Annotated in this window: 14 protein-coding genes; 9 read left to right on the top strand and 5 right to left on the bottom strand. The window is 65.8% G+C overall.

Annotation, left to right across the window (positions count from 1 at the left end):
• Positions 1-135: 135 nt before the first annotated feature.
• From ampH to AB4118_RS17820, 6 genes are all read left to right on the top strand, one after another.
• On the top strand, positions 136-1,347 hold the full coding sequence (gene ampH / locus AB4118_RS17845) for a D-alanyl-D-alanine-carboxypeptidase/endopeptidase AmpH (protein WP_441490991.1): 1,212 nt from the start codon (positions 136-138) through the stop codon (positions 1,345-1,347).
• A 20-nt stretch (positions 1,348-1,367) separates the two neighbouring features.
• A complete protein-coding gene (locus tag AB4118_RS17840) occupies positions 1,368-7,997 on the top strand; it encodes an autotransporter domain-containing protein (protein ID WP_441490990.1) in 6,630 nt (2,209 codons plus the stop codon).
• A gap of 249 nt (positions 7,998-8,246) precedes the next feature.
• A complete protein-coding gene (locus AB4118_RS17835; protein WP_441490989.1) occupies positions 8,247-11,534 on the top strand; it encodes an adenylate/guanylate cyclase domain-containing protein in 3,288 nt (1,095 codons plus the stop codon).
• Between the two features lie 18 nt (positions 11,535-11,552).
• Positions 11,553-12,233 (top strand): peroxiredoxin-like family protein, encoded by a 681-nt coding sequence (locus AB4118_RS17830; protein WP_441490988.1) that lies wholly within the window; start codon positions 11,553-11,555, stop codon positions 12,231-12,233.
• Positions 12,234-12,266: 33 nt separating this feature from the next.
• Positions 12,267-13,076: a class I SAM-dependent methyltransferase gene (locus AB4118_RS17825; RefSeq protein ID WP_441490987.1), complete on the top strand. Its 810-nt coding sequence runs from the start codon at positions 12,267-12,269 to the stop codon at positions 13,074-13,076.
• 344 nt (positions 13,077-13,420) lie between these two features.
• Positions 13,421-13,621, top strand: coding sequence for a hypothetical protein (locus tag AB4118_RS17820; protein WP_441490986.1), 201 nt, complete (start codon positions 13,421-13,423; stop codon positions 13,619-13,621).
• 132 nt (positions 13,622-13,753) lie between these two features.
• Here AB4118_RS17820 and AB4118_RS17815 read toward each other — a convergent pair whose 3' ends face one another.
• The 5 genes from AB4118_RS17815 to AB4118_RS17795 all read right to left on the bottom strand — a co-directional run bounded on the left by AB4118_RS17815 (position 13,754) and on the right by AB4118_RS17795 (position 22,321).
• Entirely contained in the window at positions 13,754-14,077 is a 324-nt protein-coding gene (locus AB4118_RS17815) for a hypothetical protein (RefSeq protein ID WP_441490985.1), read from the bottom strand.
• 260 nt (positions 14,078-14,337) lie between these two features.
• Complete coding sequence (aspT, locus tag AB4118_RS17810) at positions 14,338-16,020, bottom strand: aspartate-alanine antiporter (protein ID WP_441490984.1); 1,683 nt, start codon at positions 16,018-16,020, stop codon at positions 14,338-14,340.
• A gap of 119 nt (positions 16,021-16,139) precedes the next feature.
• Positions 16,140-17,759 (bottom strand): aspartate 4-decarboxylase, encoded by a 1,620-nt coding sequence (aspD, locus tag AB4118_RS17805; RefSeq protein WP_441490983.1) that lies wholly within the window; start codon positions 17,757-17,759, stop codon positions 16,140-16,142.
• 52 nt (positions 17,760-17,811) lie between these two features.
• A complete protein-coding gene (gene aspT, locus AB4118_RS17800) occupies positions 17,812-19,503 on the bottom strand; it encodes an aspartate-alanine antiporter (protein WP_441490982.1) in 1,692 nt (563 codons plus the stop codon).
• 55 nt (positions 19,504-19,558) lie between these two features.
• Positions 19,559-22,321, bottom strand: a complete 2,763-nt coding sequence (locus AB4118_RS17795; protein ID WP_441490981.1) for a decarboxylase — start codon at positions 22,319-22,321, stop codon at positions 19,559-19,561.
• 323 nt (positions 22,322-22,644) lie between these two features.
• Here AB4118_RS17795 and AB4118_RS17790 point away from each other — a divergent pair, with 323 nt between their 5' ends.
• The 3 genes from AB4118_RS17790 to AB4118_RS17780 all read left to right on the top strand — a co-directional run bounded on the left by AB4118_RS17790 (position 22,645) and on the right by AB4118_RS17780 (position 25,736).
• Positions 22,645-22,923: a hypothetical protein gene (locus tag AB4118_RS17790; RefSeq protein ID WP_441490980.1), complete on the top strand. Its 279-nt coding sequence runs from the start codon at positions 22,645-22,647 to the stop codon at positions 22,921-22,923.
• Between the two features lie 111 nt (positions 22,924-23,034).
• Entirely contained in the window at positions 23,035-24,810 is a 1,776-nt protein-coding gene (locus AB4118_RS17785) for a DUF3300 domain-containing protein (protein WP_441490979.1), read from the top strand.
• On the top strand, positions 24,807-25,736 hold the full coding sequence (locus AB4118_RS17780; protein ID WP_441490978.1) for a DUF2950 domain-containing protein: 930 nt from the start codon (positions 24,807-24,809) through the stop codon (positions 25,734-25,736). The genes AB4118_RS17785 and AB4118_RS17780 overlap by 4 nt, the downstream gene beginning before the upstream one ends.
• Positions 25,737-25,755 lie beyond the last annotated feature (19 nt).

Here is a 25,755-nt window from a genome sequence, read left to right as displayed (position 1 = left end):
TACCGATTTCTCACGATGAAACCGATCGGCAAGGGCATTCATCGAACCGGCATGTCGGTTGGTCGAATTGGGCTTGCCTCCCGCCCGGCACGCCAACCCGATAGGCGAACCGATCAACCGATTCACGCTTTGCCCATGCCGCTCCACCGCACCGTCACCGCTCCCACCTCCAGACGCATCCCGGGACGTAAGGCGGCAAGGTTCGCCGTCATCTCCCTGGTGGCCGTCGTGCTCTCCGCAGGCTGGCAGCGCCAGGCCGCTGCCGAAGATCTGGCCCTGAAGGATGCGGCATCGATGGCCGGCGTCGCGATGTTCCTGAACGCGCGCGCTCCGGGGCTGATCCTCGCCGTCGTCAGGGGCGAGGACAGCGTCATCGCGGGCTATGGCGAAACGGCGCCAGGCAGCGGCAAGGAGCCCGACGGCCGATCGATCGTCCGCGTCGGTTCGGTTTCAAAGGTCTTCGCGGCCGATGTGCTTGCCGCGATGGCTACAACCGGGCAGCTCGCCCTCGACGCTCCGCTCAGCCGCTATGCCCCGCCCGGCAAGACTCCGCTGGATTACGCCGACCGGCCGATCACGTTGCTCGACCTCGCGACGCATTCGGCCGGACTGCCGCGCGAAATGGCCGATCCAGCGACGCCGGCGGAAGAGAAGAACCCGTTCTCGACCTTTAAGGCATCCTATTACTGGGACTGGATCTCGGGTCATCGCCCGGCCTACCGCCCCGGCACCACCGCGATGTACTCAAATTTCGGCTTCGGCCTGCTGGGCGACGCGCTCGGCAGGGCCGGTGGCAAGCCCTTTGCCGAACTGGTGCGCGAGCGCATTACCGCGCCGCTCGCCATGGCGGACACGGGCCTGCGTCTCTCGGAGGTTCAGACGCCCCGGCTGATGACCGGGCTCGATTCGTTCGGCAAACCCGATCCGAACTGGGAGGCGAGCGAGGTGATGCAGGCCAGTGCCGGCATCTACACCACCGCCGACGATATGGTAAAATGGATGCGCTGGCATCTGGCCGATGACGCGGCCGGGCGCCCGGCGCGGACACTCGCGCATGCTCTCTGGCGGCCCCATGACGGGCTTGCGCGCCTCGTCGGCGTCGAAGCCGCGGATTCCGACGGGATGGGGCTGGGCTGGATCGTCAGCCCGGCGCGCGAACGCGTGCCGCTGCTGCTCGGCAAGAGCGGCGGCATTGGTGGCTTCATGAGCTATGTCGTGCTCTCGCCCAACCGCAAGCTCGGCATCTTCGTCGTCGCCAGCCGCGTCGACTTCGCCATGTTCGGAGGGATACGGCAGGCGGTCCGGGATCTCGCTGCCGAACTCGTGCCCGCGGCGGAAGGGCGCTGAGCGTTGCGGACGGCAGGGGCATGACGGCGGCGCGGCCGAGCCTGGCCTTTGAAATCAGCCGGCGTCCTGACCCGACGCCGGTTGCAAGCCTATTCGGATATCACGGCGCGGCATTGTCGCAGAAGCGGGCTGCGCTGCGCTCGTCCACGGCCATCGCCGGGGTTTTGGCCGGGAGCGTCATGCTCGGCGCCATCCTGATCGGCGCATCTCCGGCCGCAGCCCAGTCGCTGGGCGGCGGCGGCGCGGGCGGCCGCCATGGCGTCAGCAAGCCTGTCGCTGGCGGAGCGGGCGCCGGCTCGGGATTGTTCGCGGGCGGGGGAGGCGGCGGCGGCGGCGGCCGGCACGGCGACAAGCGCAGCGGTACTGCCAACGGCGGCCTGGGCGGAGCCGGGGGTAGCGGCGCGCATGCCAAGGGCGGCGGCGATGGCGGCGGTGCCGGTGCCATCGGCTTCGACGGCAGGAGTGGTCCCGGCCCGCTACCGGGCGGCCAAGCGATCACGGGCGGTGCCGGTGGGGCAGGCGCGGTTGGCGGAGACGGCAGCGACGGCCAGCCCTTCGGTGGCATCTGGGGGCATGACAGCGGCAGTGGCGGCGGCGGTGGCGGCGGTGGTACCGGCGCGATCCTGAGTGATCCGAGCGCGAGTTTCGTCACCGCGCCGATTCTCGGTGGCAGCGGTGGCGCGGGCGCGAGAGGCGGCAAGGCCGGCACCGGTGCCGTCGGCCTGGTTGGACCGATCCCAGGGGCAGGCTATGGCGGTGCGGGCGGCGGTGGCGGCGGTGGCGGCGGCGGCGGGGTCGGGCTGGTGCTGCTGCAGTCCGGAGAAGTCCTCGTCAGGTCGGTGATTTCGGGCGGCAATGGCGGCGCAGGCGGTGCCGGCGGTACGGGCGGGGACGGCGCCGGAGGTGTGCTCGGCCAGAACTGCCCTCCGGGCCTGCCCTGTTTCCTCTGGGGAGACGATGGCGGGGACGGGTATTATGGCGGCAGCGGCGGCAATGGCGGCGATGGCGCAGCCGGGCTCTATGCCTCCGGCTCCGGCCCGATCATCGTCCAGAACCAGTCGGTCATTCGCGGCGGTGACGGCGGTGCCGGGGGCATCGGCGGAACGGGGGGCGGGGGCAAGAACGGCGGCGACGGAGGCCATGGCGGCAGCGCCGGCAATGGCGGTGACGGTCTCGTCCTCGCCGCCGGCGGCAGCCTCGAGGTTCAGGCCGGAGGACTCGTTGCCGGCGGCAAGGGCGGCGCTGGAGGGGCGGCCGGCGCGGCAGGATATGGGTCGTACAATATCGATCCCGGCCATGATGGCACTGCGGGCCGGAACGGGCGCGGCGGGCGTGCTGTGTCGGGCGGCGGCGGCGTTCGGATCGTCACGGCGGGGCAGATCGAAGGCGGGCTCAATCCCGACGGGTCGCGTGCCGATGCCATCAATCTGAGCGGCGGCGGCAATACGCTGGAATTGCAGGCGGGCTATCGCATCCTCGGCACTGTCGCCCTGACCCGCGACGACAGCAATCCAAACACGCTCGTCCTCGGAGGCTGGCAGAATGCCAGTTTCGACTTCAGCGCATTGGGCAATGCCAGCCAGGCCTTCGGCACCTTTGCGAAGGACGGCCCGGGCACCTGGACCGTGACGGGCGCGGCGAGCTTCAGCACGATCAGCGTCAGGAATGGCGAGCTCGTCCTGTCCGGTGCGGCGGAATTCTCCAGCACGACGGCGGTCATCGCGCCTGATGCGGGCTCCCATGCTGCCGTCACGATCTCCGGCTCCGCGGCCAAATGGAACAATGCGGTCCCCATGGTCGTGGGCGACAGGGGGGATGCGTCGCTGACCATCACGAATGGCGGTACCCTGACCAGCCTGTTCACGCTCTTCCAGCCCCAGCTCGGGATCGCCACGATCATCGGCAAGGAGGCCGGCTCTCGCGGCACGGTCCTCATTTCCGGGCCAGGGTCGCACTGGAGCAATTATTCGGCGCTGTACCTCGGGATCGACGGCTCAGGTCATATGACGATCGCCAATGGCGGGAGCCTCGACAGCTATGGCGAGACGATCATCGGCGGCAAGCCCGGCGCGCCCGGCTCCGATGCCGTCGTCACGGGTGCAGGCGCGCGCTGGACCGTGCATCGCGGCCCCGGCTACCTCGAGCGCGCCGAACTTGGCGTCGGCAGCACGAGTTCGCTGCTCATCTCCGATGGTGGTCGGGTCCAGAGCGACACGGTGGCGGTCGCCGGCAGCCTCGTCGTCACAGGTGCCGGTTCCGGGCTGACCACGGTCAATTCGGATGCCCTCTATCATGGCGTCGAGGCCTTCACCCTGTCGGGGCTCGGCGGCGCAGCCGCAACCGCAACCGCGACGGTCTCGGATGGTGGGCTGATCGATACCGGCAAATATGTCATCGCCTTGAAGGATTACGGCCCCAGCTCCTTGAACATCGGTGCTGGTGCCGGGGCTCCGGCAGCCGCTCCCGGATTCCTGAAGACCGGTGGCGTGCGAATCTCGACAGCCGGTGCGCTCGTCTTCAACCACACGGCGTCGGATTATCGCTTCGATGCGGCGCTCTCCAGCGCCAGCGCGGGCGCGGGGACGATCCGGCTGCTCTCGGGCACGACGATCCTGACGGGCGACAGTTCGGGTTTCTCGGGCGCTGTGACGGTGGCGAGCAGCACGCTCAGGATGGCGGGCTCGGCGCGTCTCGGCGGCGCCATCGCGATCAATGCTGGCGGCCGCGTCGAAGGCGAGGGCAGCCTGGGTGCGATCACGATGGGCAATGGCGGCACCCTGGCGCCCTCCGGCCCGACCTCGCTGACCGTCAACGGCAACCTCACGGCGAATGCAGGCGGCACCATCAGGCCATCGGATGCCGCCCCGCTCATCGTCAACGGCACGCTGACACTCAACGCCGGCAGCAACTACGATTACCAACTGCGCAGCGCCGACGCCCCCGCGATCGACTCCGCCCCGACACAGGTCAATGGAAACCTCGCCCTCAATGGCGGGATACTGAACATCAGCGCCGGTTCGCAGCCCATGATCGGCTTCCATCGTGTCTTCACCTATACCGGTGCCCTCTCCGGCGGCGGCCTCGGCATCGGGAGCACGCCGGCGACCAGCCCGTTCGCCTATGACTACAGAATCGACATCTCGCAGGCGGGCAAGGTCGACCTGCTCGTCCAGCAGAACGGCCTCAACATCCTGCAACTCTGGGGCACGACATCGGCGGGCGGCGCATCCGGCACCTGGAATGCCGGAAGCCAGAACTGGTTCGACTATGCCGGCGCCACTCCGACGCAATGGGGCAGCGGCTACGGTGTCTTCCGCGGTCCGGGCGGCACCGTTACCGTTGACGGCCAGCAGAACCTCGTCGGGCTGCAATTCGCGGGCGGCAGCTACACGCTGGTCGACGGGGCCGGAGGCAGCCTGAACCTGCGCGGCTACAATAACGGCAGCTTCGTCATCACGACGCCGGAGATCCGCGTCCTCGACGGCGAGACCGCAACGGTCGCCCTGACGATTACTGGCTCTGACGGTCTCGCCAAGACCGGCGACGGCACGCTGATCCTGTCTGGAGCCAATACCTATACCGGCCGCACGGAGATCGGGGGCGGCACGCTTCAGATCGCCGATGACGGCAATCTTGGCGGTGCGGGCGGCCTCACCTTCGACAATGGCGCGCTCCATACGACCGCGAGTTTCACCTCCGGCCGCAGCATCACCCTGCGCGACACCGGCGCCATCGACACCGATACTGGCACGACGCTGCAGCTCACCGGGGCGCTCACTGGCGCGGGCGGGTTGATCAAATGGGGCGCCGGTACGCTCGCGCTTTCAGGCAGCAACAGCTGGTCCGGCGGCACGCTCATCACGGCCGGAACGCTGATCGCAGAGAGCGCCGGAGCCCTGCCAGGGATGACCGGCTACGTCCTGACCGGCGGCAGGCTCGATCTCAACAGCTATCCTCTGGCGATGAGCCAACTCGCCGGCACAGGCGGCGAGATTGCGCTCGGCGCGGCTACGCTGACCGTTGACCAGGCCGAGGACAGTGCCTTCGCCGGCAGCATCACCGGCGCCGGACGGGTCGAGAAGGCGGGCTCCGGCACACTCTTCCTAACCGGGACGAGCAGCTATTCCGGGGGCACGGCGATCCGCGGCGGCACCTTGGCCATCATCGCCGACGCCAATCTCGGCAATGCATCCTCCAGCCTTGCATTGAGCGGGGGAGGCCGGCTGGCGACGCTCGCCGACATCACCAGCAGCCGCGCGATCTCGCTCACCGGCTCGGGCACGATCGAGACCATGGCAGGCACGACCTTGGCCCTCGGTGGGGCAGTCAGCGGCACTGGCAGCCTGGTGAAGGACGGCTGGGGCACACTCGCCCTGACAGGAAGCGCCAGCCATGGCGGCGGCACGACGATTGCGGCCGGCATGCTGCAGATCGGCAATGACGGGACCTCCGGCGAACTCGCCGGCGATGTCGTCAACAACGCCCTTCTGAGCTTCAACCGCACGAACGACTACGTCTTCGCCGGCGCCATCTCGGGCAGCGGCAGCGTCGTCCAGTCCGGCAGCGGCACGACGATCCTGACCGGCAATAACAGCTATTCCGGCGGCACGGTGATCAGGGCTGGCGTGCTCGAGGTCGCGTCCGACGGCAATCTCGGCGCCCGGGGCACGGCGATCAGCTTCTTCGGCGGCGCGCTGCGCTTCGGCACCGCGTTCGACACCAGCCGCACCGTGCTGCTGCTGGGCAACGGCACCGTCGATACCAATGGCCGCGACGCGACGCTGACGGGTGGGGTCTATGGCTTTGGCGATCTGATCAAGACCGGGGCGGGAACGCTGACGCTGACCGGCACCAACTTCTATCGCCGCACCGTCGTCGCGGCGGGCAGGCTCGTCGGCGACGCAGCCTCGATCTCCGGCGACATCGCCAATAACGGCACGGTCGTGTTCGATCAACGCAGCGACGCCAGCATCGCGAGCGTGTTCTCCGGGACGGGACGGTTCGACAAGACCGGCCGCGGCGGGCTCGAACTGCGCGGCGACAGCGCGGGCTATTCCGGCACGACCACGGTGTCGGCGGGCATGCTCGTCGTCAATGGTTCCCTTGGCGGCGAGATCGACGTGCTGGCCGGCGCCAGACTTCAGGGCAGCGGTTCCGTCGGCGCAACGACGATCCGCTCCGGCGCGACGATCGCGCCCGGCAACTCGATCGGCACCCTGACGGTTACCGGCGATATCGCGTTCGAGCGGGGCGCGATCTACGAGGTCGAGGTCGATGCCAGCGGCATGTCGAGCGACCTGATCCGTGCCGGTGGTGCGGCAAGGCTCGGCGGCGGCTCGGTGGTGCATCTCGGTGAGGACGGCAATTATCGAGCGAACCAGCGTTATACGATCCTGACCGCGGATCGGGGCGTGCAGGGCCGCTTCGACGACGTCAGCTCGCGCTATCTCTTCCTCGATCCGACACTGGGCTATGACGCGACCAGCATCACCTTGACCTTGCTGCGCAACGACCTGCCTTTCTCCGCCCTCGCACAGACCCGCAACCAGACCCAGACGAGCCTCGGCCTGGAAAGCCTGGACGAGGCCAATCCTCTCTGGCAGCGCTTCACGCAGCTGCGCGACGAGGATGAGGGACGGCGCGCATTCGACAGCCTGTCCGGCGAGATTCACGCCTCGGCCAAGACCGTGCTGATCGAAGGCAGCCAGATGGTGCGCAGTGCGGTTTCCGACCGGATCCGCGCGGCCTTCGACGGAATCGGTGCGCCGCATATCGCGACGCTGGCCTATGCTTCGGGCAAAGGGACGATCTCGACGGCCCCGGCGGAAAGCCTGGCGCTATGGGCGCGCGGCTTCGGCTCCTGGGGGCAGACACAAGGGGACGGCAATGCCGCCTCGCTCACGCGCTCGACCAACGGCCTCGTCGCCGGCCTCGACCTCGCTGCCACGGCGGATAGTCGGGCCGGCATCATGGCGGGATATTCGCGCTCGCATTTCGAGGTGGCGCGCCGCAGGTCGCAGGGCGACGCGGACAACTACACGATCGGCCTCTATGGCGGGGCCCGCTTCGATCGTCTCCGCCTGACCGGCGCGGCGAACTTTGCCTGGCACGATCTCTCGATGCGGCGCTCGGTCTCCTTCCCGGGAGGCGGCGAGCAGCTTCTGTCGGGCTATGGAGCCCACTCCCTGCAGGCCTTTGGCGAGATCGCCTATCGTCTCGACTTCGGGCCCGGCGTGTTCGAGCCCTTCGCCAATCTTGCCTATGTCAGCCTTCGCAGCGATGGCTTTCGTGAAACGGGCGGCATCGCAGCTCTGTCCGCGGGCCCGCAGACCACCGCCGTGACCTTCGCAACGCTCGGCCTGCGCGCGCAGACCAGCGTCGAACTCGGCGGCAGCGCGGTGCAGCTCAACGGCACGCTCGGCTGGCGCCATGCTGGCGGCGACCTGACGCCACTCTCGCTCCAGGCCTTCGCCAGCGGCGCCCCGTTCTCGATCGCGGGCGTTCCGATCGCCCGCGATGCGCTGGTGGTCGGCGCGGGCATCGGCATGAAGCTCACGCCGGCGGCCGAGCTCAGCATCGCCTATGATGGCCAGTTCGCGCGGGGCGTCACCGACCATAGCTTCAACGCCAGGCTTGGAATGAGGTTCTGAGGGCAGGGACGACCGCGCACGCAGGAACGTTCTCGGCCCGACGACAAATCGCTCATGGCGCAGGACGCGCCCACGCGATCGGCTCCCGCCGAGAGCCCGACCGGCCAACTCGCCTCGTAGGAACGGCCGCCCGATTCCGTTATCGCGCCGTCGCTTGCAGCCTGGCCGTTATGGGTTCAACCTCATGAAGGCCGTGCGGCAAGGCGTGAGGCGAGAGCAGGCTTTTACGGCCCCGCGAGGTCTTGGTCGATGGACTGCTCGGGCTGCGGTTTCCAGATCGAAAGCGGCTTTACCTTCTGCCCGAAATGCGGCGTGCGCCAGCCCGTGCCGTGTTCGAGTTGCAGCTTTCTTTGCGCGCCGGATTTCGCCTTTTGCCCGCAATGCGGCGCCCGAACCACCGCGAGGGCCACTCCTCAGACCGCGTCGAGAGCAATCGCTGCGCTGGATTCCCAGATGCCAGCACCGCTTCCCGACGTTGAAAGGGACCATACAACAGCGCCGCCGGTCTCCGATGCGGATCGCAGGACGGTGACGGTCCTGTTCGCCGACCTCAGCGGCTTCACCGCGCTCAGCGAGCGGCTCGACCCCGAGGTCGTCCAGACCTTGCAGACCGCGTTGTTCACGGAACTGACGGCGGCCGTGCAGAGCTTCGGTGGCTTCGTCGACAAGTTCATCGGCGATGCGCTGCTCGCACTGTTCGGCGCACCGGTCGCGCATGAGGATGATCCCGAACGCGCGCTCCGCGCTGCGCTCGACATGATCGCCCGCACGGCGCGGCTCGGCGAAAGCTCCGCCGCCGGAAGTGCTGAAATGGTGCTCCATATCGGCATAAACACCGGGCCGGTCGTTGCTGGAGGTCTCGGCGTCGGCACTGCGAAGTCCTATTCGGTGACCGGCGATACGGTGAACACGGCGCAGAGGCTGCAATCGCTGGCTGCCCCAGGCGAGGTGCTGGTGGGTCCGCTGACCTACCGGCTGACCCGGCATGCCTTCTCCTATGCCTCGCTCGGTGATGTCGCCCTTCGCGGCAAGTCCGGCAGCGTGCTGGTGCACCGGCTGGGCGGACCGCTCGCATCACCCCGTGCAGCGCGTGGGCTCGATGCACTCGGCCTCAGCGCACCGCTAATCGGCCGCGATGCGGAGCTCCAGCGCATGCTGGCGAGTCTCGACCAGGCCTGTGCTGGCCAGGCGCAGCTTTTGCGCCTTGTCGGTGAGGCCGGCATCGGGAAATCTCGACTGGTGAACGAGTTCGTCGGCCGCCTCGGCTGCGAGGAGCGCTTTCGCGACGTTGCCGTACGGCAGGCCGCCTGCTCGCCGCTTGGCGAACAGTCCTTTGGCGCCATCGGCGCGGTCGTGCGCAGCGCTGCCGGGGTGATGCAGAACGATGCTCCCGACGAGATGCGCCTGAAGCTCGGAGCCTTGCTGGCCAACCTTGGAATGGCGGGTGAAGAGGCGGAGCGATTGATGCCGCTGCTCTACCATGTGCTCGGCCTGGGCGACCCCAAGGCAAGTTTGCAGCATGTCGAGCCCGAGCAATTGCGGCGGCAGATCCTCTATGCGGTCTGCACGATCATCGAGCGTCGTCTGGCGCTATCGCCGTTGCTGATCGTCGTCGAAGATCTGCACTGGGCTGACACGGTATCGCTGGAAGCGCTGCGTTTCGTGATGGACAGGCTGGACCGATCGCGGCTGATGCTGGTGGTCACTCATCGCCCCACGCAGCAAAACGACCCGCTGGACTCAAGCCGCTTCAGCCATACCGCGCTCAGGCTGACGCAGCTCGGAGACAGCGACGGACGCCGCCTGCTCGCGGCCCTGTTCGGCGAGGGCTGGCTGAGCTCCATCGGGGCGCTGCCTGAAAGGATCCTCGAGCGCGCCGGCGGCAACCCCTTGTTCCTCGAGGAGATCGTGCGCAGCCTGATCGAGCTCGACGTGCTGAAGCGCGACGGCCAGCACTGGCAGATCGTGGCTGGGGAAGCGGCAGTCAGCATCCCGGACACGATCCAGGCGATGTTGCTCGCCCGCTTCGACCGGCTGCCGCAGGAGGCGCGGCGTCTCGCGCAGGAAGCCGCGGTCATTGGCCCTCGCTTCGATGCGACGCTGCTTGCAGCGGTGACCGCCGACCCCGCCAGGCTCGAAGCCGGGCTCGAACTGCTTGGCGACGCGGAAATCATCCAGAAGGCCGGGACAGGCGCGATCTCGTCGCAGTGCTACAGCTTCACGCAGACATTGCTGCACGATGTGATCTACCAGAATCTGCTGCTGCTACGACGGACCGAACTGCACGGGCAGATCGCCACCGCCTTTGAAGGCCTGTGCGGCGAAAGTCCCGAAAGGCTCGAGGATCTGACCGTGCTCGGTCATCATTTCGGGCTGAGCGCAGAGCGGGAAAAGGGCGCGCAATACCTGCGCGAGGCCGGTGATCGCGCCCGCATGATCTATGCCAATGATGACGCCCTTCGCTTCTACGAGCAGGCGCTCGCGGCGCTGGCGACGGCCGAACCGACAGGGGTCAGGCTGCAGCTCGGCGAGCGGATTGCCGATCTCTGTGGCCCGACCGGCCGCCGTGCACTGGCGCATGAGCATTATGGGATGGTGCTGCGGGTCTATCGCGAGAACGGCGACCGCGTCGCCTCGGCCCGGGTTCTTCGCAAGATCGGCCGCCTGCTTTGGGATGTCGGCAAGCGCGACAAGGCCGAAGCCTGCTACGCCGAGGCCGCGACACTTCTCGACGGAGCTGACGCGCCGATCGAGCAGGCGCATCTCTGGCAGGAGCGCGGCCGCCTGGCGTTCCGGACCGGCGATCACGCGCGTGCAGCAGAATGGGCCGACGCTGCGCTCGCATGCGCGTGCACGCTGACCCCGGACGAGGCCTCCGGGATCGGGCGCGAGGCAGCGCTCGTGACTGCGGAAGCGCTCAACACCAAGGGCGTCGCGCTGGCCCGGCTCGGGCGGAACCGCGAAGCTGTGCGCGAGGTGGAGCGAAGCATAGAGGTGGCTGAAGCTGCCGACCTGCCTGGCGCCGCCTGCCGCGGCTACACCAATCTTAGCGTGCTCTATACAACGATCAATCCCGTGCAGGCGATGGAGGTGTGTCGGCGCGGCCTCGAGATATCGCGGCGTATCGGCGATCTGGGTTTCCAGGCACGCCTCCTCACCAATCTGGCGGTCGCCTGCTGCACATTCACGGACCGCTGCCCGACAGAGGGCGTTCCGGCGGCGGAGAAGGCGGTGGAGATCGACCGTGCGCTCGACCAGCGCGAGCACCTGCCTGTGCCCCTGATCGTGCTCGGGCAGATTCACCAATGCCAGGGGCAACCAGACATCGCGGCCAGCTTCTACAACGAAGCGCTCGACGTTGCCCGCGAAACGGGCGAGCCGCAGCTGCTCTTTCCATGTTATGATGGTCTCGCAACACTCAATCTCGACCGTGACGATCTGGCGGAAGCCGACCGTTACTTTTCGCTGGCGCAAGATGTCTGCGCCCGGCACGGGCTCGACCCGGAAGCGCTCGTGGTGCTGCCTTTCCTCGATTGACCGCGGAGGAGGTTGGATATGCTCGCGCAGGCCGACATGGTTCCTCTTCAACCCGGCGACAGGGCACCGAACGTCGTGCTCGACGCCATCACCCGCGAGGGAAAGATCGCGATCGACGACTTTCGCGGTCAAAAGCCGGTGCTGGTCGGCCTGTACCGCGGCTTGCACTGTGCCTTCTGCCGGCGCCATATCGCCGCCCAGGCGCAGCTCGATCCGGCGCTCCGTGCTGCGGGCGTCGAGAGCCTGACCGTGGTCAACACGCCGATTGAACGCGCGCGGCTCTATTTCCGTTATCATCCGATGCCCAATCTTCTCGCCGCCTCCGACCCCAAACGAACCTCCCACCAGGCATTTGGCCTGCCAAATCTCGAATTCACGGAGAACGAGACGGCGTGGCCGCACAAGGTCTCGGTGGCCGCCGTGCTGGGTATGCGGGTCGAGATTCCCGGCGAGACGCCAGGACCGCTCGACCCGCTGGCGGGGTCGCAATTCCTCGACAACAAGGACGGTTACGAACTGACCGAGGCCGACCTGGAGATGAAGGCGACAGGCCTTGGCCAGCTTGTCGGCCAGTTCCTGCTCGACCGGCAAGGCATCGTGCGCTGGTGCTTCACCGAAGTTCCGGAAGGGGGGCGTTACATGTTCGGGGCGCCGAACCCCCAGGAGCTCATGTCGGCCGTTTCCCAGGTTGCGCAGTAGGGAGGTTCTTCAGCGAGCAAGGAGAGCCCCACCATGCCGTCCAGCTTCACCGTCCGCAGCGCCAGCGGTTATGAGCAGCTCATGGGCCGCTGGAGCCGTCAGCTTGCCGGCCCGTTCATTGATTTCGCCGGTATCGCCCATGGCGAGCGCGTCATCGACGTCGGCTGCGGCACAGGCAGCCTGACCTTCGCGCTGCCCCAGGCAGCGGAAATCGCCGAGGTCGCAGCGATCGACTTTTCACCGATCTTCGTCGCGGAGGCCCGGCGCCGGAACAGTGATCCGCGGATCACGATCAAGGAGGGCGATGCCTGCGCCATCCCTTTCCCCGACGACGAATTCGACCGGGCCCTGTCGCTGCTCGTCCTGCACTTCGTGCCGGCAGCCGACAAGGCGGTTGCCGAAATGCGTCGCGTCGTGCGGCCGGGCGGCGTTGTCGCAGCCGCCGTTTGGGATCATCTCGGCGGGATGTCCGGGATGCGCATGATGTTGGACACCCTCGCTGCGCAGGACGAGCAGGCGCGAAGCCTGCGCGCTCATTACTGCTTCCAGCCCATGATGAGGCCCGACGAAATGCGGCAGACCTTCACGGCGCAGGGCCTCGAGAGCGTCGAACAGACCTCGCTTCTGATCAGGATGGATTACGCGAATTTCGCTGACTACTGGGACCCGTTCGCCGCCGGGGAGGGGCCGCTCGGCAAATATGTAGCGGGGCTCGATCCGGCATCCCGGGCAAAGGCCGGTGAAGCCGTCAGGGCCGCCTATGAGGCCGGCCAACCTGATGGTCCGCGCTCATTTGCGGCGGTCGCCTGGGCCTGCCGGGGGGTGGTTCCCGGCGGTGGATAAGGACCACCGGCATAGGCCTCGATCAGCTGCTAGCTTGGCCGCCGCAACACCGCCCGAGGCCAGAAAGCCCTGGGATGGCGCACGCCAGACCTGGCTGATTTGCCCGGCTGTAGCAGCTGACTGAAGGGTAGTCCGGGCGCATGCCGGTTTCGCAAGTGGCTCGGAAATGTTCAGGCAGCCCGATGCCGCTGAATACTGCTTCCAGAATGAATTTTGCGGGCAGGATCTTCTAGAATTTGCTTGCACCGCGAGCGGGCACCCCCGACAAATGAGGATGAGAGTCCTCTCGTTCGCCACCGTTCAGCGACTTGCTCCTGAAACGGGCTTTGGGAAAGGGGATCAAGATGTTGGACCGCTTCGTTGAGTCCGTTCTGAACGTCGCCGCCGTCGTCGCCGGGTGGTTTGTGCCTCCGGGCGCACACAAGTTCGGACTGATCCAGATGGGCGTTTCACTCCTGCTGGTCACCGCCCTGATTGCGCTTGTCGCGTTCTGGCGGCACGCACGAAGTCGGCGGCGACACGCGCGCGACGATGCACAAGGCTGACCGGCTCGAGCCTAGCGCGTGGCTCCCATGACCAAGGCTCCGAGCTTATGAGATCGGAGCCTCGACCATTCCGGAGAGCCGCCTGCCGGCCCTCCGCCTATTCAGCGGGAAGATTATCCCGCGGGAGCGAGCCTACCAGCGCTCATAATGGTGCCGGCGGTAGCCATGTGCAGGCGCCCAGGGCGGCGGACCACCATGGCGACGGCCATAACCATAGCCGTAGCCGTGACTATAGCCATCGCGGCGGCCGTAATATCGCTGCCGATCCATGTTGCCCTGGATGATCATCAAGCGTTCCCGCTTCGCCTCGGTCATGGCGAACGCCAACGGTTGCTTGTCAAGCTGCTGCGCAATCGAGGGCGCAATCGCTTCGCTGGCGTGAGCTGCGGGCGCGAGGCCGGCCATGGTTGCGGCCGCGCCCAAGACGATAGTGGCTGTGATCAAGAACCGACGCATCGGGGTTCTCCTTCTTTCCTCCCGGCGATTAAAGCCTTCCGAGAGGGAACGCAGGATGAACGGAATTGTTCGGCTCTGTTCAGGAAGCGCCCATCAGACGAAGCTCCTTGTGAGATAAGGAGAGCGCCATCTCTGCTGCGATCAACCCGCGCACTGCCACGGTTCTTTCCTCGAATACCCGAAAGCACGCGCGACCTGAGCTTTCGCCAGGGGGCTGGATGTCCACAGCGTGGAAACGGACCCGCAACAGATCGGCTGCCCTAACGCGACATGATTCCGATCAGGATCGGCCCCCAGGCCGTGAGCAGGATATTGCCGATGGCATAGGGCACTGTGTAACCCAGCGCCGGAATGCTGCTCTGGGCCTCGTCCTGGATGGCCCTGAGCGCCGCCGTGATGGTGCCGGCCCCGGCGCAGGCGCCGAGCACGATGAGCGGGTCCATCTTAAGGACGTAACGCCCGAACAGAATGCCGATGGTATGCGGCAGCAGCGCGGAGACGAGGCCGACCAGGATCAGGCTGACGCCGGTCGCCTTCAGGCCCGAGACGAAACTTGGGCCGGCGCCGAGCCCGACGATGCCGATGAACATGCAGAGCCCGACCGTATCGAAGATCCAGATCGCCGGCTCGGGAATGCGGCCGTAGAAGGGGTACACGGAGCGCAGCCAGCCGAAGACGAGCCCCATGAAGAGCGCACCGCCGCTGGCGGTCAGTGTCAGTGGCACACCCCAGACGACCAGTGTCAGCAGACCGAACAAGCCGCCCAGGAAGATCCCGAAGCCGACGAAGACCATGTCGGTTGCCGAGGTGCGGCGGTCGGGATAGCCGAGCTCGGTCGCGGCCCGCTCGACTTCCGGCAGCGGCCCGACCAGCGACATGACGTCGCCACGATTGACGCGTGTCGTCGGCTCGATCGGCATCTCAATGCCCGAGCGTGTCAGCTTGGATAGGAAGACCCCCCGCGCGAACTCCGCTTCGACCAGTTCCGCCAACGATTTCTCGTCGATGCTGCGGGCTGTCACGATGACGTTGAGCGCTTCGAGCGGAATGTCGAGCAGCTCGGGGTCGCTCACCTCGGGGCCGATCAGGTCGCCGCGGGCGGCGTGAACCTCATGTCGTGCCATGATGGCAATGATGTCGCCGGCCTGGATCCTGCGATCCGAAGCGTGGCCGAACAGCACGACACCGCTGCGAACGCGCAGGATGAAGGCACGGGTCTCCTTGATGAGCGCTTCGATCTCGGTGATCGTCTTGTTGGTCAGAACCGGGTTTTCGACGCGATAGGCGCGAACGTCGAACAAGCGGGCAGCGGAGGTGACGCCCTCCACATCGCTGCCCGGACCGGCCTTATCCGCGCGCTGTGCCGCGATCTCGCGAAGGTTGATACCCATGAGCTTGGGCCCGACCTTGGGCAGGAACCAGACCAGCGCCGCCGTCCCGACCAGGTAGGTGACGGCGTAGGCGACGGGGATATTGTTGATGAGCGCGGTCCGCTCCGCCTGCGGAAGATTCAGCCGCTGGATCGCTTCGCCCGCCGTTCCGATGACGGTCGACTCGGAGAACGCCCCGGCAAGAAGCCCGGCCGCCGTGCCCATGTCGAAGTTCAGCAATCTCGCGAAGCCGAGCGCCACGAGCAGGCATGTGACGCACAGAACGACCGTCAGTGCCATTTGTGGAAGCGCGTCGCGCTTCAGGGCGCGAAAGAATTGCGGGCCGACCTTGTAACCGGTCGTGAAGAGGAAGAGGTCGAAGAAGACCGTCTTCACGGCCGGGGGCACCTTGACGTCGAGTTGGCCGACCAGGACGCCCGCCAACAGGCAGCCGACGACGACGCCGAGGCTGAAGCCTCCGATCTTCGCCTTGCCGATCAGGAAGCCGAGAGCGATCGTCAGGAAGATGGCGAGCTCGGGATTGTTGCGCAGGGCTTCGACGACGTAGTTCATGCTTTGCCTCGCAGCATTGAACTCGGACATGCGATCAAGTCGTGACTGATCGAATGTCCGATGGTTGCCGAACGCAGGAAATCACCTGCCCACACCTTCACTCCTGCCGCTCTCGCGCGTCAGGGCTTTTTGGCGAGAGCGAGATTGTAGGCATCGAAGGCCTGGCGGTAGCCACGCGCCACCGCGCGGGTAGCGCGGCCGATCTGGCTGTAGACCTCGTCGTCGAGATTGGCGAAGGAGACGCGCACCGACCAATCGGGGGCGTGGAAGCCGCCGCCGTTCAAGAGCACGATGCCGTGGTCCTCGGCGAGGCGGAAGACGATGTCGAGCGGGTGGACGTGCTCCTTCATGTAGCTCACCACCTCGGGGCCGACATATTTGTTCGCCCAGAACTCGAAATCGATCAGGCCGTAATAGCGATCATGCAGGGGGTTGTCGGGCACATCGATGCCCAATCCTTCGATCATCCGGTCAACGCGGGACTTCACGATATCCATGCAGGTCTTTTGATAGAGCTTGGCCTCGTCCATCATCTCGGACAGCGAGAACATGGTCATCATCACCTGCTGCGGCAGCGACAGGCCGGCCGTGTGATTCAGGGCGATGTCGCGGCTGTCGGCGACGATGCGGTCGATCAGTCTCAGTTCGCGCGGCTTGAGCGTGATCGGGCCATAGCGGGTATCGAGCACCGTCAGGATCTTCTCCGGATGGTTCGCGATCGCCTTGTCCAGGATATTGTCGCGGTGAATGGCGATGACGCCGAGCCGCCAGCCGGTGCACCCGAAATATTTCGAGTAGGAGTAGACCCCGATTGTATTCTGCGGGAGCGCGCCGAGCAGGCCACGGAAACCCTTGACGAAGGTGCCGTAGACGTCGTCGGTGAGGATGATCAGGTCGGGACGCTTGGTCTGGACCAGTTTCACGATCTTGGCGATCGTCTCCTCGCTCAGGGCAACGGCATAGGGATTGCCCGGATTGACGACGAAGAAGGCCTTGACCTTGGGGTCTTCAAGCTTCTTGAGTTCCTCGTCGGTGAACTGCCAGCGGTTTTCCTGAGGCGCGGCCACCGAAACGATGTTGAGGCCGTAATCCTCGAGATGCGGCATTTCGAGATAGGGCGTGAAGATCGGGGTCGCCAGGGCAATCGTGTCGCCCGGGTTCAGGAGCCGGTTGGCCTTCAGCGACTTGAAGATGTAGCACATCGCTGCCGTTCCGCCCTCGACGGCATAGAGGTCGAACTGGCCGGATGGGTGCGGCTCCCCGCACATCGCCCACATCAGGTATTCATGCACGATGCGCTCATTGTGCACGAGCATGCGGTCAGGCACCGGATAATTGTCGCCGATGATCGAGTCGACGAGCTCGTGCACGAAGGCGTCTGGTTTGAAGCTGAACTTATTGATGGCAAAGGCGACCATCTCTCGGAGGAAGGTGGCGCCGGGCGAGTCCTTGTGATCGGCGAGCCAGTCCTCCAGCCGCTCGGCAATACCCTCGGCCTTGGGCATGCCGCCAATGCCGGCGGCCTTGTGCATCACGCGCCTGCTTTCCGTGATCGCAAACTGCCCGAGCAGGAAGAAGCCCTCGCGCGGCGTCATCGCGACCCAGTTCGGATTGCCGCGGCCGGCGTTCAGAAGGGCGATCGAGGAGGTCTGCGCGGTCTGTTTAGCGAGACGGATCAGTTCGTCCTTGATCTCGAAGGGGCTGAGGGTTGCGAAACTGCGTAACTTCACCAGGTCCATGGTATTTCCCCATGTTCTTCATGTGCAACGAATGCGTCAGTACGTGTCGCCGTTAGGTCAGCAGCATGATGATCACCATGCCCCAGATCGTCAGAAGGGTGTTTCCCACCGCATAGGTCACGGTGTAGCCCAGAGCCGGAACCTGGCTTCCTGCGGTCTCGCAGATCATGCCGAGCGCTGCCGTAGTGGTGCGGGCGCCGGCACAGGCCCCGAGCAGAATGGCCGGATCGAACCGGAATATGTATTTGCCGGCGAACATCGCCAGGATGAGCGGGATCGCGGTGGCCAATGCACCCCAGAGGAAGAGGCCAAGGCCTTGCGTCTGCAGCCCCTTGACGAAGCCGGGGCCGGCGGAAATTCCGACGCACGCGATGAAGATGTTCAGGCCGACCGAGTTCATGAACCAGACGGTGGAACTTGGGATGCGGCCGAAGAGCGGGCGCACGGAGCGGAGCCAGCCGAAGACCAGGCCGGAAATCAGCGCGCCGCCGGCTGTCGAGAGGGTCAGCGGGACACCGCCGACCTTGAACACGAGAGCGCCGACCAGGGCGCCAAGCGTGATGGCAGCACCGATGAAGGCGACATCGGCGACGTCGCTGGCACGATCGGGATGGCCGATGACCTTGCCAACGGCGGCAATGTCCTGGGTCCGGCCGACGATCGTCAGGATGTCGCCACGCTGGATCACGGTGTTGGCGAGGATCGGGATACTGGTAGCGGTCGCGCCCCGCACGATCTTCCGGAGGAAGACGCCGCGCGCCTGCGGCATATGCGAAATCTCCGCGAGCGTCTTGCCGTCGACATCCTTGCTGGTGACGTAGACGTCGACACCCTCGGCCTTGACGTCGAGGAGCTCGGCATCTTCGACCTCTTCGGCGGCCTGGCCGATCAGGTTGACGAGAACCTCCCGCGGGCCGGCAATGGCGACGATGTCGCCCTCCTGCAGAATGGTATCGGTGGTCGCGTCCTCGATGATGCCATTGCGGCGGATGCGTTCGACGAAGACCCGCGCATCGGGAACCAGCGCCTCGGCATCGACTGCGCGCATGCCGACAACCCTGGCGCCGCTTCGCACCTTGAAGGCGCGCAGCTCGAAGCGCCGCCAGACAGAACCCGGGCCGCCAAGCTCCTTGTCGCCGCCGAGCCGCGCCTCATAGTCCTTGCAGGCCTGGACGAGGTCGATGCCGAGAAGCTTGGGTCCAAGCTGGGCGAGGACGACGGCCGATCCGACTGTGCCGAAGATATAGGTCACCGCATAGGCGACGGGCATCGCGTCGAGGAATTCCTTGGTCTGTTCCGGCGAGAGACCGAGGCGATTGATCGCATCGGTCGCCAGGCCCATCGAGGCCGAAATCGTCTGCGAGCCGGCATAGAGGCCCGCCGCATAGCCCGGATGGTAGCCGGCGATCTTTGCGATGATGACCGGTATCGCGAGGCAGAACACGGTGACGACGACCGCAAAGATCGCCTGGGGCGCGCCGTCCTTAGCGATGCCTCGCACGAATTGCGGGCCAACGCCGTAGCCGACGGCGAACAGGAACATCAGGAAGAACGTCGATTTGACGTTCGGGGAGATCGTGATCCCGAGCTGGCCGATGAGGACGGCCGCGATCAGCGTGGAGGTGACCGCCCCGAGGCTGAAACCCTTATAGGCGAAGCCGCCGACATAGTATCCGATCGCCAGGGACAGAAAGAGCGCGATCTCCGGATAGCTGCGAAGCGTACTGGCGAACCATTCGAACATGCCGATCTCCCTATTTGGCGGCCCAGAACTGCCGCGCTTTCGCTGGCGAGGGCGCCTAGGCAGCCCGCGGTTTCTTGCGGGCTGTTTCGTGATTGGCGCTCTTCTTCCCGGCGAGCACGTCCGTTCTGAGCAGTTTCAGGCCCTTGGCCTTCTCGTAGCCATGGATCTCCTTCACATCGAGCTTGCGCATGAAGGTGATCGTTTCGTGCGTGATGACCTGGCCGGGCACCATGATCGGGAAGCCGGGCGGGTAGGGGATCACGAAATTGGCCGAGACCATGTCCGGCCCGTCCTTGAGGCGCCGGTCGCATTCGGGGCTGTCGATCGGCACATACTCGCACTGCTTCTCGGAATAGGCGGCGAAGAATGCGGTGCGGATGTCCCCTTCCGGGGTCTTGTCGCCTGCGTCCTGCCGGAACGTTTCGTGGAAATGGCTGAAATTCGGCAGATCGGGCACGTCCTTCATCAGCGCCTTGACCCGCGCTGCGAAGGCCGTCTGCTCCGCCTCGCCACCGTGCTTGAGCCTTGTATCGATGCTCCTGCAGATCTTCAGGAGCACGCTGATCAGAAGCGCGACATCGCTGCGCGTGTTGTTGATGTTCGATTGCAGCAGCACCGAGTTTCGCGAGGTCTTGTTGAGCTGGATGTTGTATTCGGAGGCAAGCAGGCCCTTGAAGCTGGTGCCGTCGAAGCCGGCCGTGCCGCAGACCAGGGTCATGCGGGTGGGGTCGAGGCAGAACTCATCCTCGCGCATGCTGCGCAATTGATCATCCCAGCGCGTTCCCGGAGCCAGGAAGTCGACGAAGCCGCTGGAGCGGTACTCCTTGGGCACCATCCCATCGGCACCGACGATGCTGAAATACTTGGAGATCAGCGGATGCGAGTTGATCTCGCGGCGAATGTCGAGAGCGATCTCGATGGCGTTCATGACGAGGCCGTAGCCTTCGAGCTCCATCTGGCGGCGGGCGACATCGAGGCTTGCGATCAGCTGCTGGTTCGGGCTGGTCGAGGCATGGGTGAAGATCGCCTCGTGGAACTGGGCCTCGATCGTGTGGAAATCGACATCCTTCACCAGCACCATGGAGCCCTGGCGGATGGCCGACATCGACTTGTGGGTCGAGTTGGTCTGATAGACCCTCAGGCGAATGGCGCGCGGATCGGGAATGAGGCGCGTCTGCAGCAGCTTGTCGGCTGAGGGCGCATTGCCGAGTTCGGCGCGCTGTTTCTCGAACTGTTCGATTGCGGCGGGCGTCTGCGCCCAGGCTTCGATGTCGCTGGCTGCGCCCATGCCGGTCCGAGGCCGGAGGAAGGGCGACCAGCGCGCGAAGCCGAACCAGGCTTCATCCCAGAGGAAGATCAGGTCGGGCTTGATCGCCAGGCATTCCTCCATGACGCGCCGTGTGTTGTAGATGTGGCCGTCGAAGGTGCAGTTGGTGAGATCGAGCATCTTCACCCGGTCGAGCCGACCTTCGGACTTCAGGTCGAGCAGCGCCTTCTTGATGGTGCGCAGCGGGACCGCGCCATACATCGAGAATTCCGCCATCGGGAACGCTTCGACATAGAAGGGCTGCGCTCCGCTCAGCACCAGCCCGTAATGATGTGACTTGTGGCAGTTGCGGTCGAGGATGACGATATCGCCCGGAGCGACCAGCGCCTGCAGAACCATCTTGTTCGAGGTGCTGGTGCCGTTGGTGACGAAGAACACGTGCTCGGCGCCGAAGGCCCTCGCAGCCATGTCCTGTGCCCGTTTGATGTTGCCCGTGGGCTCCAGCAGGCTGTCGAGCCCGCCCGTCGTCGCGCTGCTCTCCGCCAGGAAGAGGTTGATGCCGTAGAACTGCCCCATGTCGCGGATCCAGGGCGAGCGGAAAACAGATTTGCCACGCGCGATCGGCAGGGCGTGGAAGGTGGCGATCGGTCTTTGCGCATAGCGCTTGAGATTGTCGAAGAAGGGTGTCTCGAAGCGCGCCTGGATACCCTCCAGCAGTGAGAGATGGAGTTCGAGCGGCTCCTCGATCTGGTACATGACCCGCCGGATCATGGCTGCGCGGGGATCGCCGGCGAGCTTTTCCACCCGGCGATCCGACAGAAGGTAGATGTCGAGTTCCGGCCGGATCGCCTTCAACCCCGCAGCCAGGCGCAGCGACAGGTCGGCCTCGTCCGCCTCCTGCAGCAAGGGTTGCTGGGTGGCGAGCACATTTCTCAGCACCGATGCGTCATGGCGAGAGCGCAGCGCGAAGCCCTCATAGATCGCGACCGCTGCAATGTCGGGGTTCATCACCGCGGCGCAGACAGCGTCCTCGAGACTTCCGACCAGCACGGATTCATAGATGAAGGCATCTTCCTGCCGTCGCAGCCTGCGGAACTCGCCGGCAATATGCGGCCACCGGGCGGGCGGCGCGGGCGATACGATCAGCAGCTCGAAATAGGGCCGATGCGTCTGGGTTTCGCCAAGTGCCGGCGGCAGCAGATCCGCGGGTTCGGGGAGGGAGAGATCGGCCGCCTGCCGTTCGCCTGCGTCATGCTTGTAGTTGCCTGTGATGATGTCGACCGAGATGCGCTTCGCCAGAGCGAGAAATCCGGCCTTGTCCTCATTCCTGAGGCGTTCGCGCAGCGCCGCGATCAGCTCCGTGCCGGGAAAGGCATGGAACTCCTCGAGCACGCCGAGGTCATCGAGTGCCTGCTCGACGGCGCCCCTCTTTGCGTCTCCATTAGCCCAGGATCTTGCGAGAGAATGAAGGTCCCGCCACCGATCATGGCGTCCGGACGGCGCGGAGAAGAAATGGTCGATCGACCGCGCATCTTTGGCAGCGCTGGACATTCCGAATCCTTCCCTGGTTGAACGAGGTCGAGGTTCAGATCGCTTTCGGTACGTTCCGCTCGACCGCCTGCGGGCAGCATGGCCACGCCCGCGCAAACTGCCGCTGAAAAATCCTGCGCTGAGAACAGCACATCGAGGGACGTCGGCGTATTGTCCTTAGGGACAGGTTCTTATCGGCAGGAATTCGCTAGAATTCACCGGGCAGGTCGGAGCGCATTGCGATGTCCTGCGTGGGTATAGGCTGTGGCCTCAAGTCGATAGGCAGATACGGTTTGCGTGGCAGCTTACCCGGATCGGTGCGCGAATTGATCGTGGAGGCTTTGATGATGAGCAGGCTGATCACCCTCGCAGCGTCTGTCGTAATGGCCGCCGCAGTTCTTGTCACACCTGGCGTAATGGCTACCGCGCAGACTGTCGGAACACCGAATTCATGCAACAAGATCAATGGCTGCCAATGGGATTTCATCTACGAAAACCAGATGATGATGCAGAGCGGCCTCATGACGAAAGCCATGGAGGAGGCCCGCGCAAACAAGGAGGCGTTCGAGAGGCTGCGAGAGTGGGAGCGCACCCATGGCGCCGCACCGGGCAATCCGCGCTAGCGACGGTTCGAATTGGGCATCCGGGGCCGTGCTGATACCGGCCGCGCCCCTACGGCAGAATGCCCTTGGGTGGTGCGAGCGCTCCGAGGGAGCGGATATCGGGAGAGCGCGATGATTCTCCGTTTCGTGCTGGCGGGCATGTTGGCCCTGGGCACCCCCCTTCAATCCCTCGCGCAAGCGCAGGCGCAGGCGCCCGCTCCTTCGACAGGTGCAGCGGTGACGCCCGCGGCCCTGCCGGTCGACCAGACCCTGCTCGCGACAGCGCAGCTCGACGCGCTGCTAGCCCCGATAGCGCTCTATCCGGACACCCTGCTGGCTCAGGTGCTGATGGCCTCGACCTATCCGCTCGAAGTCGTTCAGGCCGAGCGCTGGGCTGCCGAGAACAAGAAGCTCAAGGGAGACGCACTCAAGGCGGCCGCGGAGAAACAGGCCTGGGACGATAGCATCAAGGCATTGGTCGCCACGCCGTCGGTGCTCCAGATGATGAGCAAGAACCTGGAATGGACGCAGAAACTCGGCGATGCCGTTCTCGCTCAGGAAACCGACGTCATGGACGCTGTCCAGCGGATGAGGTCGCGGGCCTACGAGAACAAGAAGCTCACCTCGGGCACGCAGCAGACGGTGACGGTGCAGCAGGAGGGCGCAAGGCAGACCATCGCCATCGCGCCAGCCACATCCGACACCATCTATGTGCCCTATTATGATCCTGGCGTCGTCTACGGCGCGTGGCCCTATCCCGAGAGCACGCCCTATTACTTTCCAGCCCCGGGCTACATCGCGACCGGAGTCATTGCGACCGGGCTCGCTTTCGGTACCGCCTACGCGCTCGGCCGCTGGGCGACCGGCGGCTATTGGGGCGGCAACATCAATTGGAACAACAACAACATCAATATCAACCGCGATCGCGTGACGCACTGGCAGCACAATCCGCAGCATCGCCAAGGGGTCAGATACGGCAATTCGCAGGTTCAGCAGCGGTTTGCGAACACCTCGCGCCCGGGCAGCGACGGACGCATGGACTTTCGCGGGCGGGACGGAAATCAGGCCCGCCCGGACCGGCCCGATCGCCCCAACACCGGAGCTGGCAACCGGCCGGATCGCGGGCAGGGGGCCAATCGGCCTGACCGCCCCAATACCGGCAATCGCCCCAATGCCGGCGCCGGTGCTGCGCGTCCCGATCGCGGGGCAGGGAACCGTCCTGCCAACGCCGACCGCGCGCGCCAGAACCGGCCGAATGCGCAAAGGCCGGCGCAGCGGCCGGCGCAGGCTAATCGTCCCGGCGGCGGCAACGTCAATCGGGCGGGTGGGCCGCGCCGCGACAATGCCTTCGGCAACATGCAGCCCGGCAGGGCAGCCAATCTGCAATCCCAGCGCGGACAGGCGAGCTTCGCTCATGCCGGAGCGCGGATGGGTGGCGGCGGATTTGGCGGTGGTCCCAGAGCGGGGGGCGGCGGGTTTGGCGGCGGCGGGGCACGCATGGGCGGCGGCGGTGGCGCGCGCATGGGTGGCGGCGGTGGGCGTGGAGGCGGCGGTCGCGGGGGCGGCGGTGGGCGGCGTTCCGACGTCGCGCTCAAGGATCATATCGTCGAGCTCGGCCGGCTTCGGAATGGCATCGGCTTCTACCGGTTTGCCTATCGGGGCAGCGACAGGCGCTATGTCGGCGTGATGGCGCAGGAGGTCCAGGAGGTCGCGCCCGACGCCGTGACACGGGGCGCCGATGGTTTCCTGCGTGTCTATTACGAGCGCATCGGGGTGCGGTTCCAGACCTACGATCAATGGCTGGCATCCGGCTCGCACGTACCGACCGGAACCATCCGCCATGAATGTGCGGCGACGGCACTATGCCGTGCCACTGTCCCGGAGATGTCGGGAGGTATGCTGCCATGATGCACCTCAACCGGATCCGTCGGCGATGGCTGAGCCTCGCAATCGCGGCTGCCACCTTGGCCGGGATCTCCGCAGCCAGCGGGCAAGAGCGCTTCAAGACGCCCGAGGCGGCCGCCGCAGCCCTTGTGGAAGCCGCCCGCACCAGCGAGACCGGCCCGATGCTCGGCGTTCTCGGGCTCAAGGGGCGCGACATCGTCTTTTCCGGCGACGAGGTCGCCGACGCAGCGGACAGGGAGCGCTTTCTCTCGGCCTATCAGGCCAAGCACCAGGTCGAGGTCGACGGCGACAAGGCGACATTGCTCGTCGGTCAGAATGACTTTCCGTTCCCGATCCCGATCCTGCGCAAGGACGGTGAGTGGCGGTTCGACACTGAGGCCGGGCGCAAGGAAATCCTGTTCAGGCGCCTCGGGCGCAATGAGCTCGATGCGATCCAGGTCAGCCTGGCCTATGTCGACGCCCAGAACGACTATGCGAGCAAGGACAGAACCGGCGCCGGGCCAGGCTCCTATGCCCAGCGGGTCGCGAGCCGCCCGGGGAAGCGCGACGGCTTGTTCTGGGCGACCGGGGCAGGAGAAGAGGCCAGTCCGCTTGGCGCTCTCGCCGCGCAGGCCGAGCGCGAAGGCTACAAGGGCGGGCAGGGCAAGACGCCCTATCACGGCTACTACTACAAGATCCTCAAGCGCCAGGGGGCCGCGGCGCCAGGCGGAAGCCTAGACTATGTCGTCGGCGGCAAGATGATCGGCGGCTTCGCCCTGCTCGCCTATCCCGCCGAATACGGCACCTCCGGCGTCATGAGCTTCATCGTGAACCACGAGGGTACGGTGTATCAGAAGGATCTGGGACCCAAGACCAGCCGGATCGCGACGCGGATGCGCTCATACGATCCCGACAAGACCTGGGAGAAGGTTTCGGTGCCGCAGAGTTGATGGCAGTCCACCTGGCGGA

It is taken from the genome of Allobosea sp. 2RAB26 (assembly GCF_052115465.1).
In the GTDB taxonomy this organism is placed as follows: domain Bacteria; phylum Pseudomonadota; class Alphaproteobacteria; order Rhizobiales; family Beijerinckiaceae; genus Allobosea.
The sequence above is the reverse complement of the archived record's forward strand: the minus strand, read 5'-3'. Positions and strand labels throughout refer to the sequence as shown.